The organism is Stieleria marina (genome assembly GCA_007741555.1).
Lineage (GTDB): Bacteria > Planctomycetota > Planctomycetia > Pirellulales > Pirellulaceae > K23-9.
Window position 1 is genome coordinate 394650 of the sequence record CP036526.1, and the last position, 16887, is coordinate 411536.

Genomic DNA, 16887 nt, shown 5'->3' on the forward strand with positions numbered 1-16887 from the left:
CCTTTCGATTCGATAGACGCGTTCACTTGCTAGGCGGCGTGTCGCTTCGTCTTGGGTTGTACCGTGGGCATCGAGCCAGCGTCGCTGACCTGCCGAAAAATTCGATTCAGATCAGATTGTTCGTGATGCGGTTGGTAGTTTTGCCGAACGCTGTGCCAAGCAGCTTCTCCCAACTCTTCGCGTCGTTTGGGAGACGACAAAAGCTCGTTCAGCATGCCGGCATGGGCATCGATATCGCCGGGTGTGAACAACATTCCGTTTTCTTCGTGGTGGACGAAATCGACGATCCCACCGCTACGACCGGTTACCACTGGAATGCCTTGTCCCATCGCTTCCAACAGGCTCACCCCAAATGCTTCTTGTTGCCCGGTCATTTCGCCGGTTTGATTGTGGGCTGTAAAGATGACAGATTGATCGCGAAGTTCTTGGCCGCGATCGGAGCTCACCGCGCCATGACAATGAATCGACGACTCGGTGCCAAGATCGCGGATTCGCTGTTGGATCGCGGACGCCAAATCGCCTCCGCCCGCAATGTCCAATCTCGCTTGATCGTGTCTCTGTGCGATCTGGCTGAAGGCTTGAACGGTTTCTAGCGGTCCTTTGAAATCAACCAATCGCCCCAAGAACAGAATGCGTGGAGAAGCATCTGCGGGAATTGCATTGGGACGATGCGAAACAGGAACGCCAAAGCGTTTTAAGAAGATCTTTTCGGGATTGATTCCCAGTTGCTCAAGCTGACTCTGCGTGTACGTGGAGTTGGCGATGAACCAAACATTGTCCGGAAGATCACGCACGCTGTCACGATAGTTGAGCGGATGTAGCAAGGTGCCGTCGGTGTGGTGGCGGACATCCCAGGTGATGTCGTAGCCGTGGCAATGCACGACGATCGGAATATCCAGTCGTGACCAAACCTCGTGGAACCGGACTGCGAAATCCAGAAAATGCACAAAGGCCAGCGAAGCATCGTGTTGAGTGATGGTTTTTAACAACCACTCATCTCGCATCGATTCTTTGGTTTCGCTGGTTAGTCGCAGGGCACTGGCAACACGCCGAAATCCACTTTGCCGCCGCGGAATGTAGAGCGTGTCGCTCTGCATAGGCGTGCCCTGAGTGGTATTGCGCATGTCGTCGATATTGACAACGATCTGCTCACCGAGCATTTGACGCATTCGCCCCATCCAAAGATGCGACGGGTAGCTTTGGCCGATTCCGACGAAGGCGATTTTCAAGTTAATTCAAATGGTTTGAAGAGGGGCGGCTCGTGTTGCGGTGGTTTCGGAATCCACCGGAGGTACTCTTTGCGATCATGCTGCCAAGAGTCGTCTGGCCGTCGCAAGTGTAGTTTTGTGAAGTTTTTGCCGTGAAACTGGAGCTTTTCGGCCTAGGGGCAGCGTCTCGTCGGCAAACAGGCAGCCACAATCGCTGTAATCGTCACAATTAGCACGGCAGCCAGGGGAGGAGCAACTGTTTGGACAGTCCCAATCGTCAAAAGTTGCCGGGGGGTATTCGTGAACTAAACTGAATGAAAAATTTGCTGTCTACATCTTGGTCCGATTTCATGTTTCTGCGCTCTAAACCACTTCGTCGATCCCGCCCCAGCCGACCGGACCACTCACGACAACGACATTGGCTGCTGGCGGCTCTTGAGCCACGGATGATGTTGGCCGGAGATGCTGGAGTGGCAGTGGCACAGGTCGCCGCCCCAGTCAATGTGGCGGCCAATGCGTCAGCAAATACCAGTGCCGTGGCAGGATCCGTCACTGCGGCAAACGCGATTGATTCAGCGGCAATCAGCACATCGCTTGTGATCGTCGACGGTGGGGTTGAGAACGCCGCAGCGCTTCTGGCTGCAGTTCCCGAAGGCGTCGAAATCGCGATGCTGGACGCTTCGACCAGTGGCGTCGATCAGATTACGACCATCCTGCAAAACCGTCGCGGCGTTCAATCCGTTCACCTGCTTTGTCACGGTAGCGAGGGCGCACTTCATCTGGGCAACCAAACGCTTTCCAACGAAAACCTGAGCGAGTCTGACTCGTCGATCAATCAGTGGCGCCAATCGATGGCGACCAACGCTGACTTGGTGCTGTACGGTTGTGATGTCGCCAGCGGAACCACAGGTGTTCGCTTTCTTGATCGGTTGGCATCCATGGTGGGCATGGACGTGGCTGCTTCGACCGACCGGACCGGTGCCGCCGATTCGCAACATCATGCCGACTGGGATCTGGAGTATCAAAACGGTGACATCCAGTTCGACGGACTGTTGGCTGTTTCGCAGTTGCAGGCATTTGATGGCCAGCTCTCCATCGACATCTATGCTGCAGGTTCGACTGGCGATGAATTGATGGAGCTTGAGATCAACGGAGAAATTGTCGCGACCTGGTTTGTGGTCGGCACCGATGCGGCCAACGATCGATTCTATCCCTACGTGACCGATATCGATGGCGCGTCAATCGACGACATTCGTATCAATTTTGTCAACGACCTCTACGATCCAGACGCAGGCATCGACCGCAACTTGCGAGTTGACCGTGTCGTCGTCGATGGCGTCACCTACGAAACAGAAGCCCCCTCCGTATTTGGTGACGGCGTCTACACGGATGCCACCGGTGTCACCAGCGGGAATTTTCAAACCGAGTACTTGGTAGCTAACGGCTTCTTTGATTTCTCGGGTTCCGACGGCGGTGGTGGTGGGGCCACGATTGAAGTCGCCTTGGCAGGTCAAACGGGAACCGAGTCGGCTCAATTGCTAATCGATGGCAACGTGGTGGCAACCTACAACGACATTTCCGCCAGCGGCCAGACGTTTACTTATCAAAGTGACGGCAATGTAACCGCCGATCGCGTGCGAGTCGCGTTTATCAATGACACGTATACACCGGGCGGCTTTGACAGAAACCTTGAGGTCGATTTTATCCGCATTGATGGCCAGGCCTTTGAAACAGAAGCGGCCACGACCCTTTCCACCGGTACCTATCGATCAGGCATCGGTGTTGAACCGGGGTTTGTTCAAAGCGAAACGCTGCATTCGAACGGATACTTTCAGTTTCTTGCCAACGATAACCCCGGCGGCGGCGACTCGGGCAGTTTTTCGTTAGCGACAAGCAGCGTCACGACTGTCGAAGGGCAGGGGGCGATCACGTTGGAAGTGCAGCGCATTGGTGGTAGCAGCGGCAGTGCGTCGATCGACTACCAAACGTTCGACGATTCAGCCACGGCTGGTCAGGATTTTCAGGCGACCAGCGGCACGCTGTACTTTGCCGATGGTGAAACGTCCAAGCAGTTCACCGTTGACATTCTTAATGACTCCAACGAAGAGTCGACGGAAACATTTAGCGTACGCGTCAGCAACCCCAACGGAGCCGATCTGCTGGCACCGCGGACATCCTCCATCACGATTTTGGATGACGATTCGGGACTGCCTCGCTATGCCGATTTCAATTCAGCCAGCGGGATCAATCTGAATGGTTCGGCGTCCTACAACAGCGGTCAATTGGAATTGACTGGCGCGGGAAACCAGCAAGCGGGCACAGCGTTTTTTGACAGCCCGATTTCTTTCAATGATCAGACTTCCTTTCAGTCAGCTTTCACATTTCAGATTGGTGGCGGAAGCGGCGGCAATGGTGCTGATGGTATGACATTCCTGCTTCAGAATTCGGGGCAAGGCAGCGAAGCTTTGGGACAGAACGGCAGTAATTTAGGCTACAACACGATCGGACAGAGCGTCGCGATCGAATTTGATACCAGCCAAAGGCCCGGATGGGATATTGCTGTCGATTCGATTGCAGTGACGACGAACGGCCAAGTTGGCAACGCTTACACACAAGTCGGATCACCCTTTGATCTGAATAACGACACGCTGTACCACGCTTGGATTGACTACAACGGCGAAACCAATCTGCTGTCGGTGTTTGTATCGACTGAAGCAGAGAAGCCCATTTTCGCAGTGTTGAAAACCAATATTGAAATCGACCAATTCGTAGGCGATCAAGCGTATGTTGGTTTCTCGGCGGCCAACTACAACCGACCCAACTACCACCGCGTCGGCCAGTGGAACTTCTCGTTGGATGTTCCCGAAGGTGACCCGCCGCTGAACCCAACCGGCAATGTGGTTGAACAGGATGTGATCACTGGGCTAAACCAACCACTAGCGGTCGCATGGTCGCCCGACGGTCGCAATATGTATGTCGGCGAAAAAGGCGGCGTGATCAAAGTCGCTCGTGACGGCAGCACCAACACCAGCGTCGTGATCGATATCTCCGACAAAGTGAATGATGCTCAAGACCGCGGGTTGGTTGATTTTGTCTTGGATCCAAATTTTCAATCCAACGGCTACATCTATCTGCTGTACACGTACGATCCGCCCGAAGTATTCGACAACACGGGCAACGCTGGTCCTGATGGGCGTGGTAACCGTGCGGGACGCTTGGAACGGTTTACGTTGGACGCATCCAGCGGATTTACCAGCGTCGTCGATGGCAGCGGAACCGTCTTGTTAGGCAAGAACAGTACCTGGGATAACTTCAACGCCTACGTCGACAGCACCGCCAACTTGGGCGAACCGCAGGGCGGCATGGAAAACGGTCAATTCATCGAGGACTTCATCAACAGCGACAGTCGTTCGCACACGGTCGGCAGTCTCGCGTTTGCCAGCGATGGAAACTTGTTTGTATCGATCGGTGATGGTGCCAGTTTTAGCTTCACGGACCGCCGAGCATTGCGTGTCCAAGACGTGAATAGTCTCTCGGGCAAAGTGCTGCGAATCGATCCAAGTACTGGGCAGGGGCTAAGTGACAATCCGTTCTATGACGGAAACCCCAACTCCAACCAATCACGTGTTTACCAACTTGGGCTTCGCAATCCGTGGCGTCTGACGGTGGATCCCGAAACCGATCGCTTGTACATCGGCGAAACCGGATTGAATAGCTACGAAGAAATCAACACGGGCGATGCGGGCGCAAACTTTGGTTGGCCGTTTTACGAAGGCCGCCAAGGCGCTAACAGTGCCACGCCAGGGTATAGCACACTATCCGAAGCCGGCGTGTTCTATCAGAACAACAATGCAACCCCACCTCAGATTGCGTTGTATCACAACACCGTCGCTACCAATGCGATCGTGCTGGGCGACATTGTGACCGACTCTGATTTGGGTATTCAGTACGAAGGCGATCTGTTCTTCAATGACTTGTACCGCGGCGTTGTTCGTCACGTCGATGTCGGCGCGAACGGCGAATTGACTGGTTCAAGCGTGTTTACGACGGGCGCAAACTTCGTGGTCGATATTCAACAAGGACCCGATGGCTCGCTTTATTACGTCAGTCTGACCGAAGGCAAGGTCGGTAAGTGGCAGATCGTTTGATCGATGATCGATCGGAAAGTTGCTCTAGATGAAATGGCGTAGCTATTGAATCCGACGAATCGCAAAGCTCTGGCTTTCCAGCGGTTCGCAGGTCAGATAGCGAAGTTCCCAGTTGCTCTGAACGCAGAATTCGTGGACAGCTTCGATCACGCCATAGCGGAAACTGCCGACCCAGTTTCCCATCGAGTAATCGTGTCCCGATAGGATTCCGTTGGGCTTTACCTTACTGGCGTAAGCATTGAGTTCATCGCGAGTCGTTTCGTAGGAATGATCCGTGTCGATATACACCAAGTCAAAATAGTCGTCGGCAAACGCTGGCGCGGCATCGGTTGAAAGATCACGATGAATCTCGACTTTGCCCGATTCAATCTCCGTAGCGAACTTCGCTTGGATCTCGCGGTACAAGCCATCGTTGTATCGTTCGGTGTGCCAGATATCGACAAGATGTAACTTCTCGGGCGCCAACTCTTGGATGATCGTTTCGCTGAACTCTCCGCGGTTGACCCCTAGCTCGGCGACAACGGCTTGCGAACCGAGACGTTGCAGCATCTCGAATCGATTGAGTACCAGTTCGCAATTCTCAATGTGCTTCTTCTGGATGGGAACTTTCGCCAGGCGATCCACTGCTTGTTGTCGACGAATCGTTTCGTTCTCAAGGATGAAGCGTTTGAGAGGACGCGGTACGAAGTTCTTTAAGAGACGGCGCATTGGACGATGACTGCAATAGAAAGGGTGGCTCTGGGCGTACTATCTGCAACGTTGGACGGCAAACTAGGCCAGACACGCTGCAATCACCTCTTGTGGTGAAAACTGCGGGCGCATCGGCGACTGGGGTGGTGAATCTGGTTCGACAACGAGAGAAATCTGTCGGCGCTGAGCCGAAACAATCGCGGTGCGTACCATCATGCGGCCGAGCATGTCAATATCGGCTCGCGATGGCGTGACAAAGGTGCAGCCACCAAGGTGCAGCTATCAGGGTGCAGCTATCAGGGTGCAATGACAAAGGTCAGGCATGAACCATCGCAGCTGATCTATCAATGTGCGCTGGATTTCGGAATACTCGGGCACCTCGCCAACGATGAAGGCCCCGGTTTTGCCAACAGGATTGAAGACGTCACCATGATAAAAAGGAGTTCGCGCGACTTGCTGCGACCTGCTTGGTCGGTCGACCCCCAGGTCGTTCGATTCGATTCGCGCGTGGATGATTCGCTGCTGAGCGATTTGGTGAACGAGATTGAATCGACGATGAAGGCCGGTGAAACCTACAAACGCTGCCGTGCTCGCTGGGTTTCGCGGATTGATCTGCCGTCAGGGCCGGTCGTTGTCAAGCTGTTTACCGAGCGAAGTGCTCGGCATGCTCTTAAGCAGCGATTCCAGCGTTCGCGTGCTCGCCGCGCGGCTGAGAAAGCGTTTCGATATACCGAGTACGGGTTCAATACCCCGCAGCCACTGGCGATTTTGCAGGAACAGCGGGGCCCATTTCGCGGCAACTCGTGCATCATTTACGAGTACATCGATGGAGCAAATATTGCCGCTGGTTCCTGGCGGATGCTGAGCGGAGTCGCTGAATTGCAGGGCAAAAGCGGTTTGGAGTACATCTACGGTCAAATCCGCGAAACTCGCGATCGGCTGATCCAAGCTGGGTTGGCTCACTGCGACTGCCACGCTGGCAACTTCATGTTTGACCGCCAAGGACGGCTCTACCTGTTGGACTTGGATTCGATCAAACCCGCACGGGTCCGAAGGCGTAACGGGCCCAGAATGCACTACTTGTTCGATCTTTTGGAGCGTGGAATCACCACCCGGGCAAACGCCGACGCTGCCTAAACCCTTAGTGGGAGCGGTCCAAACCGCCCTCGAAGCGTCTATCTTGGCAAGCGAATCGAACGCAAACGGCCGTGTGGATCGCGTTTTTCGTTCTGCAGAACGCTGAGGATTCAGAGGTGATTGGCCAATGGAGCTGAATCATGCGGGAATCACGCCCCCTACGACCCATTGGCCTCGACGAAAATGGGCTTTGAGTGCTAGATTACGTGGCTTGCATTCGCCCCGGATGCCGCCCGATTTGCCACTTTTTGTCGAAGTTCGTTCACCGTGATTCTGATCCTGAAAAATCGTGCGACGGACGACCAAATCGATCACGTGCTCCAACGTGTCGAAGCCCTGGGGCTCCAGCATCATCTCAGCCGCGGCACATATCGCACGATCGTCGGCATCATCGGCGACGAAGAACTGCTGCGTGAAGAACCGCTTAAAGCAATTCCGGGCGTCGCCAAAGTGGTGCCGGTCCTGCCTCCGTACAAACTTGCCTCTCGCGATGCACACCCCGATCCCAGCGTCGTCGACGTCTCGGGAGTCAAAATCGGCGGCGGAAATCTGGGCATGATCGCCGGGCCATGCAGCGTCGAAGACCCCGATCGCATGCATCGCATCGCTGAGCACGTCCGAGCTTCAGGGGCCAATCTCTTTCGCGGTGGGGCGTTCAAACCTCGCACCAGCCCGTATGCCTTTCAAGGCATGGGGATCGACGGTTTGAAATTGCTTCGCGAAGTCGGCGATCAGCATGGTATGCCCGTCGTCACCGAAGTCACCGACCCACGGTTGGTCGAAGTGGTTTCGGAGTACGCTGACATGTTGCAAGTCGGCGCACGCAATATGCAGAACTTTGCACTGCTGACCGAAGTCGGAAAATCAAAGCGTCCGGTTCTACTCAAACGTGGCATGGCGGCGACGATCAACGATTTGTTGATGTGTGCCGAGTACATTCTTTCGCAAGGCAACATGAACGTCGTGCTTTGCGAACGAGGTATCAAGAGTTTTGACCCTGCGACGCGGAATTTGTTTGACGTCGCCGCTGTGCCAGTAGTGCACGGCTTGAGCCATTTACCGATCATTGTCGACCCATCGCACGCCACGGGCCGGCCCGATTTGATTCCTTCATGTGCCATGGCAGGCTTGGCTGCCGGTGCGGATGGTGTTCACATCGAAGTGCACGATTGTCCCGAGGAGGCGAAGAGCGACGGACCGCAGGCGCTGCTACCCGATCAATACCGTGAGTTATTCAGCCAAATGAAATCCTTGGCTGAACTTTTAAACAAAACCATTTCACCCGTCTCGGAGACATCCGCTTGAGCCGTCGAACAATCATTGCTGGTAACTGGAAAATGAACCTCCGCGGACAATCGTCTTCGGAACTGGCCAAAGGCATCGTCGCTGCTGTCGGCGAGAATCCTTCGGTTGATGTCGTCCTTTGCCCGCCAAACGTTTACCTGGGTGCTGTCGCCGAAGCCACTGCGGGAACCCCCGTCAGCATTGGCGCCCAAAACGTCTACGCCGCTGACGACGGAGCCTTCACTGGCGAAGTCAACCCATCGATGTTGACCGACGTGGGTTGTCGCTATGTCATTTTGGGACACAGCGAACGCCGCGCAATCATGGGCGAAACCGACGCTCAGATTAGCGAAAAACTCCACGCCGCCCTTGCTGGCAACTTGGTGCCCATCGTCTGCGTTGGTGAAACACTGGAAGACCGTGAAGCTGGCAACACCGAAAAAGTCGTCGAAACACAACTGCGCGGTTCGCTTGCTGGTTTGGATGAAGTCCGTGCTGCGGGAATCGTCGTCGCTTACGAACCCGTTTGGGCGATCGGCACCGGCAAGACCGCGTCGCCCGAGCAAGCCGAAGAAGTTCACGCGTTTATTCGCAAATTGCTAGGCGAACTGTTCACAGATGACGTGGCTGGACAAATCCGAATCCAGTACGGTGGCAGCGTAAAACCCGGTAATGCCAAGGAATTGCTTGGGCAGCCGAATATCGACGGAGCATTGGTCGGTGGCGCTAGTCTGAAGACCGATGACTTTGCTGGCATCATCGCCGCTGGCTGAGCCCCTTGGGCAAAGACAAAATCCAAACCACTCATATTTTGAAACTAGACGGACGAAAATCATGACGTTTTATTTCGTTGCAACACTTACCGGCACCTTGCTGGGATTCCTGATGGGATTCCTGTCGTTGATGCTGATCTTGTTGGTGCTGGTCCAACGCGGCCGCGGCGGTGGATTGGCCGGAGCATTGGGTGGTCCCGGTGGTCAAAGTGCGTTCGGTAGCAAAGCCGGCGACACGTTCACCGTGATCACCATTGTGATGGCAGCGGTTTGGGGGTTTACCTGTGCGTTTACGATGTGGTTACTTGGGCAACACACGCCCACAATCACGGCTGACGAAACAAGGTCGTCCATCTCCGCAGGACCTGCGGATGATGAAGACAAAACGTCGGGGTTGATCATTCCGCCGTCCAAAATCGACGGTTCGGCTGACGATTCGACCGGCAATGGTTCGCTCAGCAGTGGCGAAACACCATCGATGGATTTGACGCCTGCCAAGAAAGATGAAGCGACGGAAACCGAGTCGACTGAAAACGACGACGCGAAAGCAGACGACAAGGAAACTGCAATTGACGACAAGCCGGAAGCGGATGCAGACGGCGAGTCCGATGAAGCGGACGCAAAAGAAGGCGACGAATAGCCTTTGCGGGCAAATCCGTCTTTTAGAAAGATACGAATGAGCGCAACCACGACGAACTGCGTCCGCAGCATGACCGGACAAGGTCACGCTTCAGCCCAAGGTGATTTGGGCACGATGACAGTGGAAGTGCGCACGGTGAACAATCGTGGTTTCAAGTGTTCTCCACGACTGAGCGATTCGCTGGCCTCTCTCGAGAGTCAGGTGGAATCGCTCGCCCGGTCGCTTATCCCACGCGGAAGCGTTCACTTGAGCGTCAACTGGCGTCGGCCTGCTCAGCTGTCGTTGCCCAATATCGATCAAGATGTTTTGCAAGCTTACGTCGAGCAACTCGAGCATGTTCGCAAAACGTCCCGAGTCGAAGCTAACATCGATTTGTCGTCACTGATTACGCTTCCCGGTGTTATCTCGTCGGCCAAACAAAATCGCCGCGATGACGAACAGTTGTGGGCGTTTGTCGCGAGTACCGTGACGGCAGCGATCGATAACTTGAATGAAATGCGAGCGACCGAAGGCGGTCGCATGGCGGATTCGCTGCACGCGGATTGCAGCCAGATTCGGGTTCATTTGGATCGGATTGGCGAGATCGCTCCACGAGCGATCGATACCTATCAGCAGCGGCTTGAAGCCAAGGTGCAGCGCACGTTGGCGCAGCACGACTTGAGCGTCGATGCGGTGGACTTGCTCCGGGAAGTTCAGATCTATGCTGATCGATCGGACATCAGCGAGGAAATCACCCGCCTGGGCAGCCACTTGAAAATGTTCGTGGATGTCTTGGATGATTCGGTCGATGACGCTGGCCAAAGAGAGCCAACGGGACGTAAACTAGACTTCGTGATTCAAGAAATGTTTCGCGAAACGAACACCATCGGCAGCAAGGCGGCTGACTCAGAAATTTCGACCAATGTCGTCGAAATCAAGTGTGCGATCGAAAGGATGCGAGAATTGGTTCAAAACTTGGAATAGTTTTGATTCATCGCAACGCTACCTCAACCCTTTCACGCTCATGAACGACTGCGACAAAGCCCGACTCATTATCATTTCCGGCCCCAGTGGCGCGGGAAAGTCGACTGTCGTGGACCAATTGCTGACTCAGTGCAAATTGCAGCTGAAATTAAGTGTTTCAGCGACCACCCGCGCGCAGCGGCAGGGTGAAGTAGAGGGGAAACACTACTTTTTTATCTCCGACGAGCGATTTGCTGAGCTTCGATCGCAAGATGCCTTCTTAGAATGCAAGGAGGTTTTCGGGCAGGGACATTGGTACGGGACGCTTCGCCAGCAGGTCGCTGCGGCCCTGGCTGACGGCCAATGGGTCATCCTGGAGATCGACGTTCAGGGTGCGTTGGCCATTTTAGAGAACGAAGAATTCAATCCGATTACGCTGTTCATTCACCCCGGCAGCGTGGATGAATTGGAACGACGACTTCGCAATCGTGGGACGGAATCCGAGGAGGCGATCACGCGGCGACTGGAAACCGCCGGCCGTGAAATGCGTTATTTACACCGCTATCAATACGAAATCATTAACGGCAACGTCGACACAGCCGTCGCCGAAATTTGCCAATTGCTAAACGACCAAAAGGAAAGCAAGCCATGCTCGAAGAGCTAAAAGAAGAAGAAATCGTCAATAAGGTTGGCGGCCGTTTCAAGCTCAGCACACTGATCCAAAAGCGATTGGTGCAACTGAACCAAGGCAGCCGTGCATTGGTCAATGCTGACACGCACGACAAAATGACAATCGTTTTGCAGGAAATCATGCAAGACAAAATCGTATTGAATATGGAAAACGAAATCGAAACCGTCAAAGAGCTCGACTTGGACGCGACGATTGCTGCTGCCGAAGCTCCCGATTTGGAAGCGTCGGATTTGTAGACTGCCATTGGTCCCAAACGCATTTTCTTGGGCCGCCTGCGGCCCAAGAGATTCAAAAGAAGCCTATGAACAATAATGGGCGAGCCATTTTGCTCGCTGTCGGTGGCGGGATTGCTGCCTACAAATCAGCGATTCTTTGTAGCCGACTTGTTCAAGCTGGCAACGATGTGTGTACGGCAATGACGCACAGTGCGACCGAGTTTCTCGGGCCCGCAACGCTCGCGGCCCTCTCTGGCAAGCCAGTCGCGACCAAAAGCTTTCATACCGATCACCCCTTGGGCGCCCACATCGAATTGGCACGCGATCTGGATTTGATGATCGTTGCTCCGGGAACCGCAAATCTGTTGGCAAAGTTTGCGAGCGGAGTTGCCGATGATTTGGTCAGTACGCTTTATTTACAAGTGACTTGCCCGGTTTTGATCGCTCCAGCGATGAGCCATGCGATGTGGGAAAAACCCTCGGTGGCAAGAAATGTTGCTCAGCTTACCGAAGACGGCTGTCACTTTGTGGGGCCCGAGACTGGTTGGCTTAGTTGCCGTGTCAAAGGTGCCGGTCGAATGAGTGAACCCCAGCAGATATTGGCGGCAGCAGACGATTTGTTGAAAACGTGAGGTCCAGCCCAGCGTCCTAATCCGAGCTTGCTCGATTTTCGGGCGGGTCAAAGTCACCCTTCTTTTCAAACGCTTTATGTCTCTTTTTGTTTTCGGACACCGAAATCCTGACACAGACGCGATTTGTAGCGCGATCGCTTATGCAGATTTTCTGCGTCGCACCACGCGCCCCGATGCGGTAGCGGCCTGCTGTGGACCACCCAACGAGCGCACCGAATTTGCGCTGCACACCGCGGGGATTTTGCCGCCGCGGATCATCATGGACGTACGTCCTGCAGTGGAAGACGTTTGCAATCACGAGATCTCGCTGGCACACGAATCGGATTGCTTCTACGAAGTCTACGAGCAGATGAATCTGCACAAGCTACGAGCAATTCCCATCGTCAACGATGCTGAAAAGCTCGTCGGGATTGTCACCTTACTGGATCTGCTGGAACTGGTTCTTCAAGGCGGCGTCGACCCCATCCAATCCCGGCAAGTGCACGGGAACCTTAAGAAGATCGTGTCCGTGCTCGGCGGTACTTTTCAGCACAAAGTCGACATTGAACGTGACGAGCAGCTGATTGTTTCGGTGGGCGCTATGAGTGCCGGTGGATTCGTCGACCACATGCAAGCGTTCCCCGCTGAAAAACTGCTGGTCGTCAGCGGCGACCGTCCGACGATTCAGTTGCCTGCGATCGAACGCGGCGTTCGCGCGTTAGTCGTGACAGGCGGATTTCAGCTTTCCAATGGGTTGATGCAGTTGGCCGAAGCTCGGGGCGTGGCGGTCATCAACAGCCCGTACGACACCGCGACGACCACGATGCGTATCAAAGCGGCGCGGCTGATCCAATCAGTGATCGATACTGATTTTGTTACTCTGCCGGCAAAGCTAGCCATCGAAGACGCTCGCCAGCAAGTCGTGCGAACGGACCAGGTGGTTTTTCCTGTTCTGGACGATGGCCGACTGGTCGGAGTGCTCAGCAAGAGCGACCTGGTCAATCCTCCGCAAACTCAAGTCGTTCTGGTCGATCACAACGAAATTTCGCAGGCTGTTCGCGGAGTCGAAGATTCCAACATTGTTGAGGTGCTCGACCACCATCGACTGGGTGGCTCGTTGAAATCGACGCAACCGATTCGATTCTTTATGGATCCGGTGGGATCAACCTGCACCCTGGTCGCCAGGATGTTTCGTCAAGCAGGTATCGACCCAACCCCGGGCATCGCTCTGTGCATGGCATCGGGAATGATTAGCGATACGCTCAATTTGCGATCGCCGACCACGACGGATGTTGACCGCAATCTTCTGCCTTGGCTCAATGAGTTCTGCAAAGTCGACTTAGAAGAATACACCAGCGAGTTTTTTGCCGTCGGCTCGGCCCTGCGAAGCTGTTCTCCGGAGCAGGTCGTTCGCGAAGACTGCAAAGAGTTTGAGGAACACGGCCGGCGTTTTTCGATTTCGCAAATCGAAGAGATCGGGTTTGACCTTTTCTGGGAACGCAAAGACGAGCTGTTCCAGGCTTTGGAAGGCTTGGCCAATCAAAACCGGCTAGAATTTTCCGCCTTGTTGGTCACGGATATCGCCAGCACAGGCAGTGTTTTGATGATGAGCAGCGAACCGGCCGGTTGGGAAGACATTAACTATCCGGAGTTGGAAGACAGGCTGTACAAGCTGGAAGAAGTAGTCAGTCGCAAGAAGCAATTGCTGCCATTGATCATCAGTCTTTTGGAAACTGGGCCAGTTGTCGCCTAAGTTGCTCGTTTGAGCAAATTTTAAGTCGCTTCAAATTTTCGTTTTTCAAGTGATTCGAGTAAACTGCGACGTCGTTTTCACGACGCCGTGGGAAATTTTGTTTGCTATTTGTCATTAACTAAAACTGAAGGTATGCCTGTGTCATCAAACAAGAGTGATCGCCGAGACTTTTTAAAAACCAGTGCTGCGGCCGGGGCCGCGACTTCGGTTCCGTACTTTTTTTCGACGCCACGCACGTTGGCTCAGGAAACGAAAAGCAAGAATGATCGCATCACGCTTGGTGTGATTGGCGCCGGCGGAATGGCGAACGGTAACATGAAGGCCGCCAAGGATTGGGTGGACGTGGTTGCCATTGCCGATGTTGATTCCAAGCGGTTGGCAAAGTCAAACAAGACCATGAGCGGCGGAAAGGCGGACGTCTACGAAGACTACCGTGAAGTACTTTCGCGTGATGATATCGATGTCATTCACATCGGCACTCCAGATCATTGGCACACCAAACCGCTGATCGAAGCAATGTATGCGGGCAAAGATGTCTACTGCGAAAAACCGCTGACGTTGACCATCGACGAAGGCAAATTGATTCGCAAGGTGCAAGAAGAAACCGGCAGTGTCGTTCAAGTCGGCACCCAGCAACGCAGTACATTTAACCTATTTGTTAAAGCCCTTGCACTGGTTGCTGATGGCCGCGTAGGCAAAATTCAGCAGGTCCAAGCAGCGATCGGTGGTGCACCCAAGAGCCCCGCGATTCCTGTGGCTGATGTGCCCAGTGAATTGAACTGGGACCGTTGGTTGGGACCCGCACCGGCAGTGGACTATCGGCATCTTAGCACCGGGAACAAAAATGGTCGTGGCAACACAAACTGCCACTATGAGTTTCGCTGGTGGTACGAGTACTCCGGCGGCAAATTGACTGACTGGGGGGCTCACCACGTCGACATTTGTAACTGGGCCTTGAAACTGAATGGCCAGACGGCTGGTCCTGTTTCGTTGGGCGGTCGCGCCGAACATCCGGTCGAATTCAAGGATGGATTTCCCGTCGATAAAGATCGCTATAACACTGCGACCAACTTCAACTTTTCTGTGAAGTATCCTGGCGGGACCGAGATGATTATCCGCAACGATACCGATAATGGCGTTCTGATTACGGGCGATAAAGGACGGATTTTTGTCAATCGAAGAAAGTTGGTTGGCAAACCTGTCGAAGAATTGGCTAACAATCCGTTGCCCGAAGACGCGATCAGCAAGGTCTACCGCGGCATGCCGATGGAGTCCAACGAACGCAAGCAGCATTGGGCCAACTTCTTGCACTGCCATCGCAATAAGCAGACTCCTATCTCCGACGTCCATACTCACATGGAAATGTTGAACGTCTGCCACCTCGCTGGCATCTCAGCACGCCTTGGTCGGGATCTGAAATGGAACAACGATTCCGAGCAAATCGTCGGCGATGAAGAAGCCAATTCGTTCCTCGCACGACCGTACCGCGAAGGCTACGAGATCGAAATGCGAGAGACGGTCAAAAGCTAAGTTAGGCTTCTTCAGCTAACAAGCGTACACGCCGTGGAGCCATGCTCTGCGGCGTTTTTTGTAGGTGCGGATAGGCCGTATTATCAACGGTTGGAGCTTGCGGCAGGCCTTCCCTAGCATTGTGTTTTGGCGGTTGCTCCTTCTCGTGCTGAATGTTGCCTGATTCGGCTGTCTGAAAATGGCAAGCACGGATTAACACGGTATAATTTGGCGGTCCCACCTTTCTCACTCTTGAGGTTCCTGATGAACAATTCGCATTCGATCAATCGCCGTAAATTTTTGGAAACCACCTCGGCTGCCGCGATCGCGGCGGGAGTAGGAATCTCGGCAGCCACGGCTCAGGCCGAAGCGGCAGCAAAAGTGACCGCGGAGACCTTAGTCGGTCGCTTGTACAAAACCTTCAGTGATCAACAGAAGAAAGATGTGTGCTTCGACTGGAATCACACCGACAAGAAACGTGGCCTACTGCGAACCTTTGTCGCCAACAACTGGAACATCACCAAGCGTGAAATCAACGACGATTTCTACAGTGATGAGCAGCGAGACATGATCACCCAAGTATTCGAGTCGATTGTGCATCCTGAGTGGCACGAGCGATACTACCAACAAATGGAAGATGATTGCGGCGGTTTTGGCAACGAACAGTCCATCGCGATCTTTGGAAAGCCAGGAGAAGGCAAATTCGAATTGGTTTTGACTGGTCGGCACATGACGTTGCGATGTGACGGAAATTCGGCCGACCACGTTGCTTTTGGTGGGCCGATTTTCTACGGGCACGCGCCGCAAGATAACGAAGACGCCAATCACACTGACAATGTGTTCTGGAGCCAAGCGGTTGCTGCTAACGATTTGTACAAAATGTTGGACGGTCGCCAGCAGAAACAATCACAAGTCGCCAAGACACCTCGCGAGCAGGCCGTCGCATTTCAGGGCAAACAAGGCAAGTTCACGGGGCTTCCTGTCAGTGACATGTCGTCCGACCAGAAGGAACACTTGCAAAAGGTGTTGGCGACGATGACCGAACCCTATCGTCAGAGTGATCGTGATGAAGCTTTGCAGTGCTTAAATGCACAAGGCGGGATTGATGCGTGCAACCTTTCCTTTTACACGGACAAGGACATCGGCGGCGATAAGGTTTGGGACAACTGGCGTGTCGAAGGGCCTAGCTTTGTCTGGCACTATCGCGGCGCACCTCACGTTCACGTCTGGGTGAACATGGCTGATTCGGCCGACGTAAAATTGAACGCCTAAACGGTCTTGTTTTT

The 16887-nt window shown here is 54.0% G+C and carries 14 protein-coding genes; 12 read left to right on the forward strand and 2 right to left on the reverse strand.

Features of this window, described 5'->3' with window-relative positions; translation table 11 throughout:
- Positions 1-29: 29 nt before the first annotated feature.
- Entirely contained in the window at positions 30-1229 is a 1200-nt protein-coding gene (locus K239x_RS01440; RefSeq protein WP_145415915.1) for a glycosyltransferase family 4 protein, read from the reverse strand.
- 329 nt (positions 1230-1558) lie between these two features.
- On the opposite strand from K239x_RS01440, the gene K239x_RS01445 reads away from it, so the two are divergent.
- Positions 1559-5356 (forward strand): DUF4347 domain-containing protein, encoded by a 3798-nt coding sequence (locus tag K239x_RS01445; RefSeq protein ID WP_419189547.1) that lies wholly within the window; start codon positions 1559-1561, stop codon positions 5354-5356.
- Between the two features lie 42 nt (positions 5357-5398).
- On the opposite strand, the gene K239x_RS01450 is transcribed toward K239x_RS01445, so the two are convergent.
- Positions 5399-6064: a class I SAM-dependent methyltransferase gene (locus K239x_RS01450; protein ID WP_145415917.1), complete on the reverse strand. Its 666-nt coding sequence runs from the start codon at positions 6062-6064 to the stop codon at positions 5399-5401.
- 411 nt (positions 6065-6475) lie between these two features.
- Here K239x_RS01450 and K239x_RS01455 point away from each other — a divergent pair, with 411 nt between their 5' ends.
- The 11 genes from K239x_RS01455 (at position 6476) to K239x_RS01505 (ending at position 16873) form a co-directional block, all read left to right on the forward strand.
- Complete coding sequence (locus K239x_RS01455; RefSeq protein WP_419189548.1) at positions 6476-7183, forward strand: lipopolysaccharide kinase InaA family protein; 708 nt, start codon at positions 6476-6478, stop codon at positions 7181-7183.
- 267 nt (positions 7184-7450) lie between these two features.
- Positions 7451-8488, forward strand: coding sequence for a 3-deoxy-7-phosphoheptulonate synthase (aroF, locus tag K239x_RS01460; RefSeq protein WP_145415919.1), 1038 nt, complete (start codon positions 7451-7453; stop codon positions 8486-8488).
- Entirely contained in the window at positions 8485-9240 is a 756-nt protein-coding gene (gene tpiA / locus K239x_RS01465) for a triose-phosphate isomerase (RefSeq protein ID WP_145415920.1), read from the forward strand. Before aroF ends, tpiA begins: the two co-directional genes overlap by 4 nt.
- Before the next feature lie 61 nt (positions 9241-9301).
- Positions 9302-9880, forward strand: coding sequence for a preprotein translocase subunit SecG (secG, locus tag K239x_RS01470; protein ID WP_145415921.1), 579 nt, complete (start codon positions 9302-9304; stop codon positions 9878-9880).
- Between the two features lie 36 nt (positions 9881-9916).
- The gene (locus tag K239x_RS01475) at positions 9917-10843 is read left to right on the forward strand and encodes a YicC/YloC family endoribonuclease (protein WP_145415922.1); all 927 of its coding nucleotides are present in this window, start codon (positions 9917-9919) and stop codon (positions 10841-10843) included.
- Between the two features lie 40 nt (positions 10844-10883).
- Positions 10884-11486, forward strand: coding sequence for a guanylate kinase (gene gmk / locus K239x_RS01480; protein ID WP_145415923.1), 603 nt, complete (start codon positions 10884-10886; stop codon positions 11484-11486).
- Entirely contained in the window at positions 11471-11749 is a 279-nt protein-coding gene (locus K239x_RS01485) for a DNA-directed RNA polymerase subunit omega (protein WP_145415924.1), read from the forward strand. The genes gmk and K239x_RS01485 overlap by 16 nt, the downstream gene beginning before the upstream one ends.
- Positions 11750-11814: 65 nt before the next feature.
- Entirely contained in the window at positions 11815-12360 is a 546-nt protein-coding gene (locus K239x_RS01490) for a flavoprotein (RefSeq protein ID WP_145415925.1), read from the forward strand.
- Between the two features lie 76 nt (positions 12361-12436).
- Positions 12437-14092, forward strand: coding sequence for a putative manganese-dependent inorganic diphosphatase (locus tag K239x_RS01495; RefSeq protein ID WP_145415926.1), 1656 nt, complete (start codon positions 12437-12439; stop codon positions 14090-14092).
- A gap of 132 nt (positions 14093-14224) precedes the next feature.
- Positions 14225-15622, forward strand: coding sequence for a Gfo/Idh/MocA family protein (locus tag K239x_RS01500; RefSeq protein ID WP_145415927.1), 1398 nt, complete (start codon positions 14225-14227; stop codon positions 15620-15622).
- Between the two features lie 243 nt (positions 15623-15865).
- Positions 15866-16873: a DUF3500 domain-containing protein gene (locus tag K239x_RS01505; RefSeq protein ID WP_145415928.1), complete on the forward strand. Its 1008-nt coding sequence runs from the start codon at positions 15866-15868 to the stop codon at positions 16871-16873.
- Positions 16874-16887: the final 14 nt, after the last annotated feature.

What these genes read in the sequence shown, in the direction of transcription:
- K239x_RS01445 (WP_419189547.1), top strand. Translation starts at nt 1,559, where the DNA reads ATGTTTCTGCGCTCTAAACCACTTCGTCGATCCCGCCCCAGCCGACCG.
- K239x_RS01450 (WP_145415917.1), bottom strand. Translation starts at nt 6,064, where the DNA reads ATGCGCCGTCTCTTAAAGAACTTCGTACCGCGTCCTCTCAAACGCTTC.
- K239x_RS01455 (WP_419189548.1), top strand. Translation starts at nt 6,476, where the DNA reads ATGATAAAAAGGAGTTCGCGCGACTTGCTGCGACCTGCTTGGTCGGTC.
- secG (WP_145415921.1), top strand. Translation starts at nt 9,302, where the DNA reads ATGACGTTTTATTTCGTTGCAACACTTACCGGCACCTTGCTGGGATTC.
- K239x_RS01475 (WP_145415922.1), top strand. Translation starts at nt 9,917, where the DNA reads ATGAGCGCAACCACGACGAACTGCGTCCGCAGCATGACCGGACAAGGT.
- gmk (WP_145415923.1), top strand. Translation starts at nt 10,884, where the DNA reads ATGAACGACTGCGACAAAGCCCGACTCATTATCATTTCCGGCCCCAGT.
- K239x_RS01485 (WP_145415924.1), top strand. Translation starts at nt 11,471, where the DNA reads ATGCTCGAAGAGCTAAAAGAAGAAGAAATCGTCAATAAGGTTGGCGGC.
- K239x_RS01490 (WP_145415925.1), top strand. Translation starts at nt 11,815, where the DNA reads ATGAACAATAATGGGCGAGCCATTTTGCTCGCTGTCGGTGGCGGGATT.
- K239x_RS01495 (WP_145415926.1), top strand. Translation starts at nt 12,437, where the DNA reads ATGTCTCTTTTTGTTTTCGGACACCGAAATCCTGACACAGACGCGATT.
- K239x_RS01500 (WP_145415927.1), top strand. Translation starts at nt 14,225, where the DNA reads ATGCCTGTGTCATCAAACAAGAGTGATCGCCGAGACTTTTTAAAAACC.
- K239x_RS01505 (WP_145415928.1), top strand. Translation starts at nt 15,866, where the DNA reads ATGAACAATTCGCATTCGATCAATCGCCGTAAATTTTTGGAAACCACC.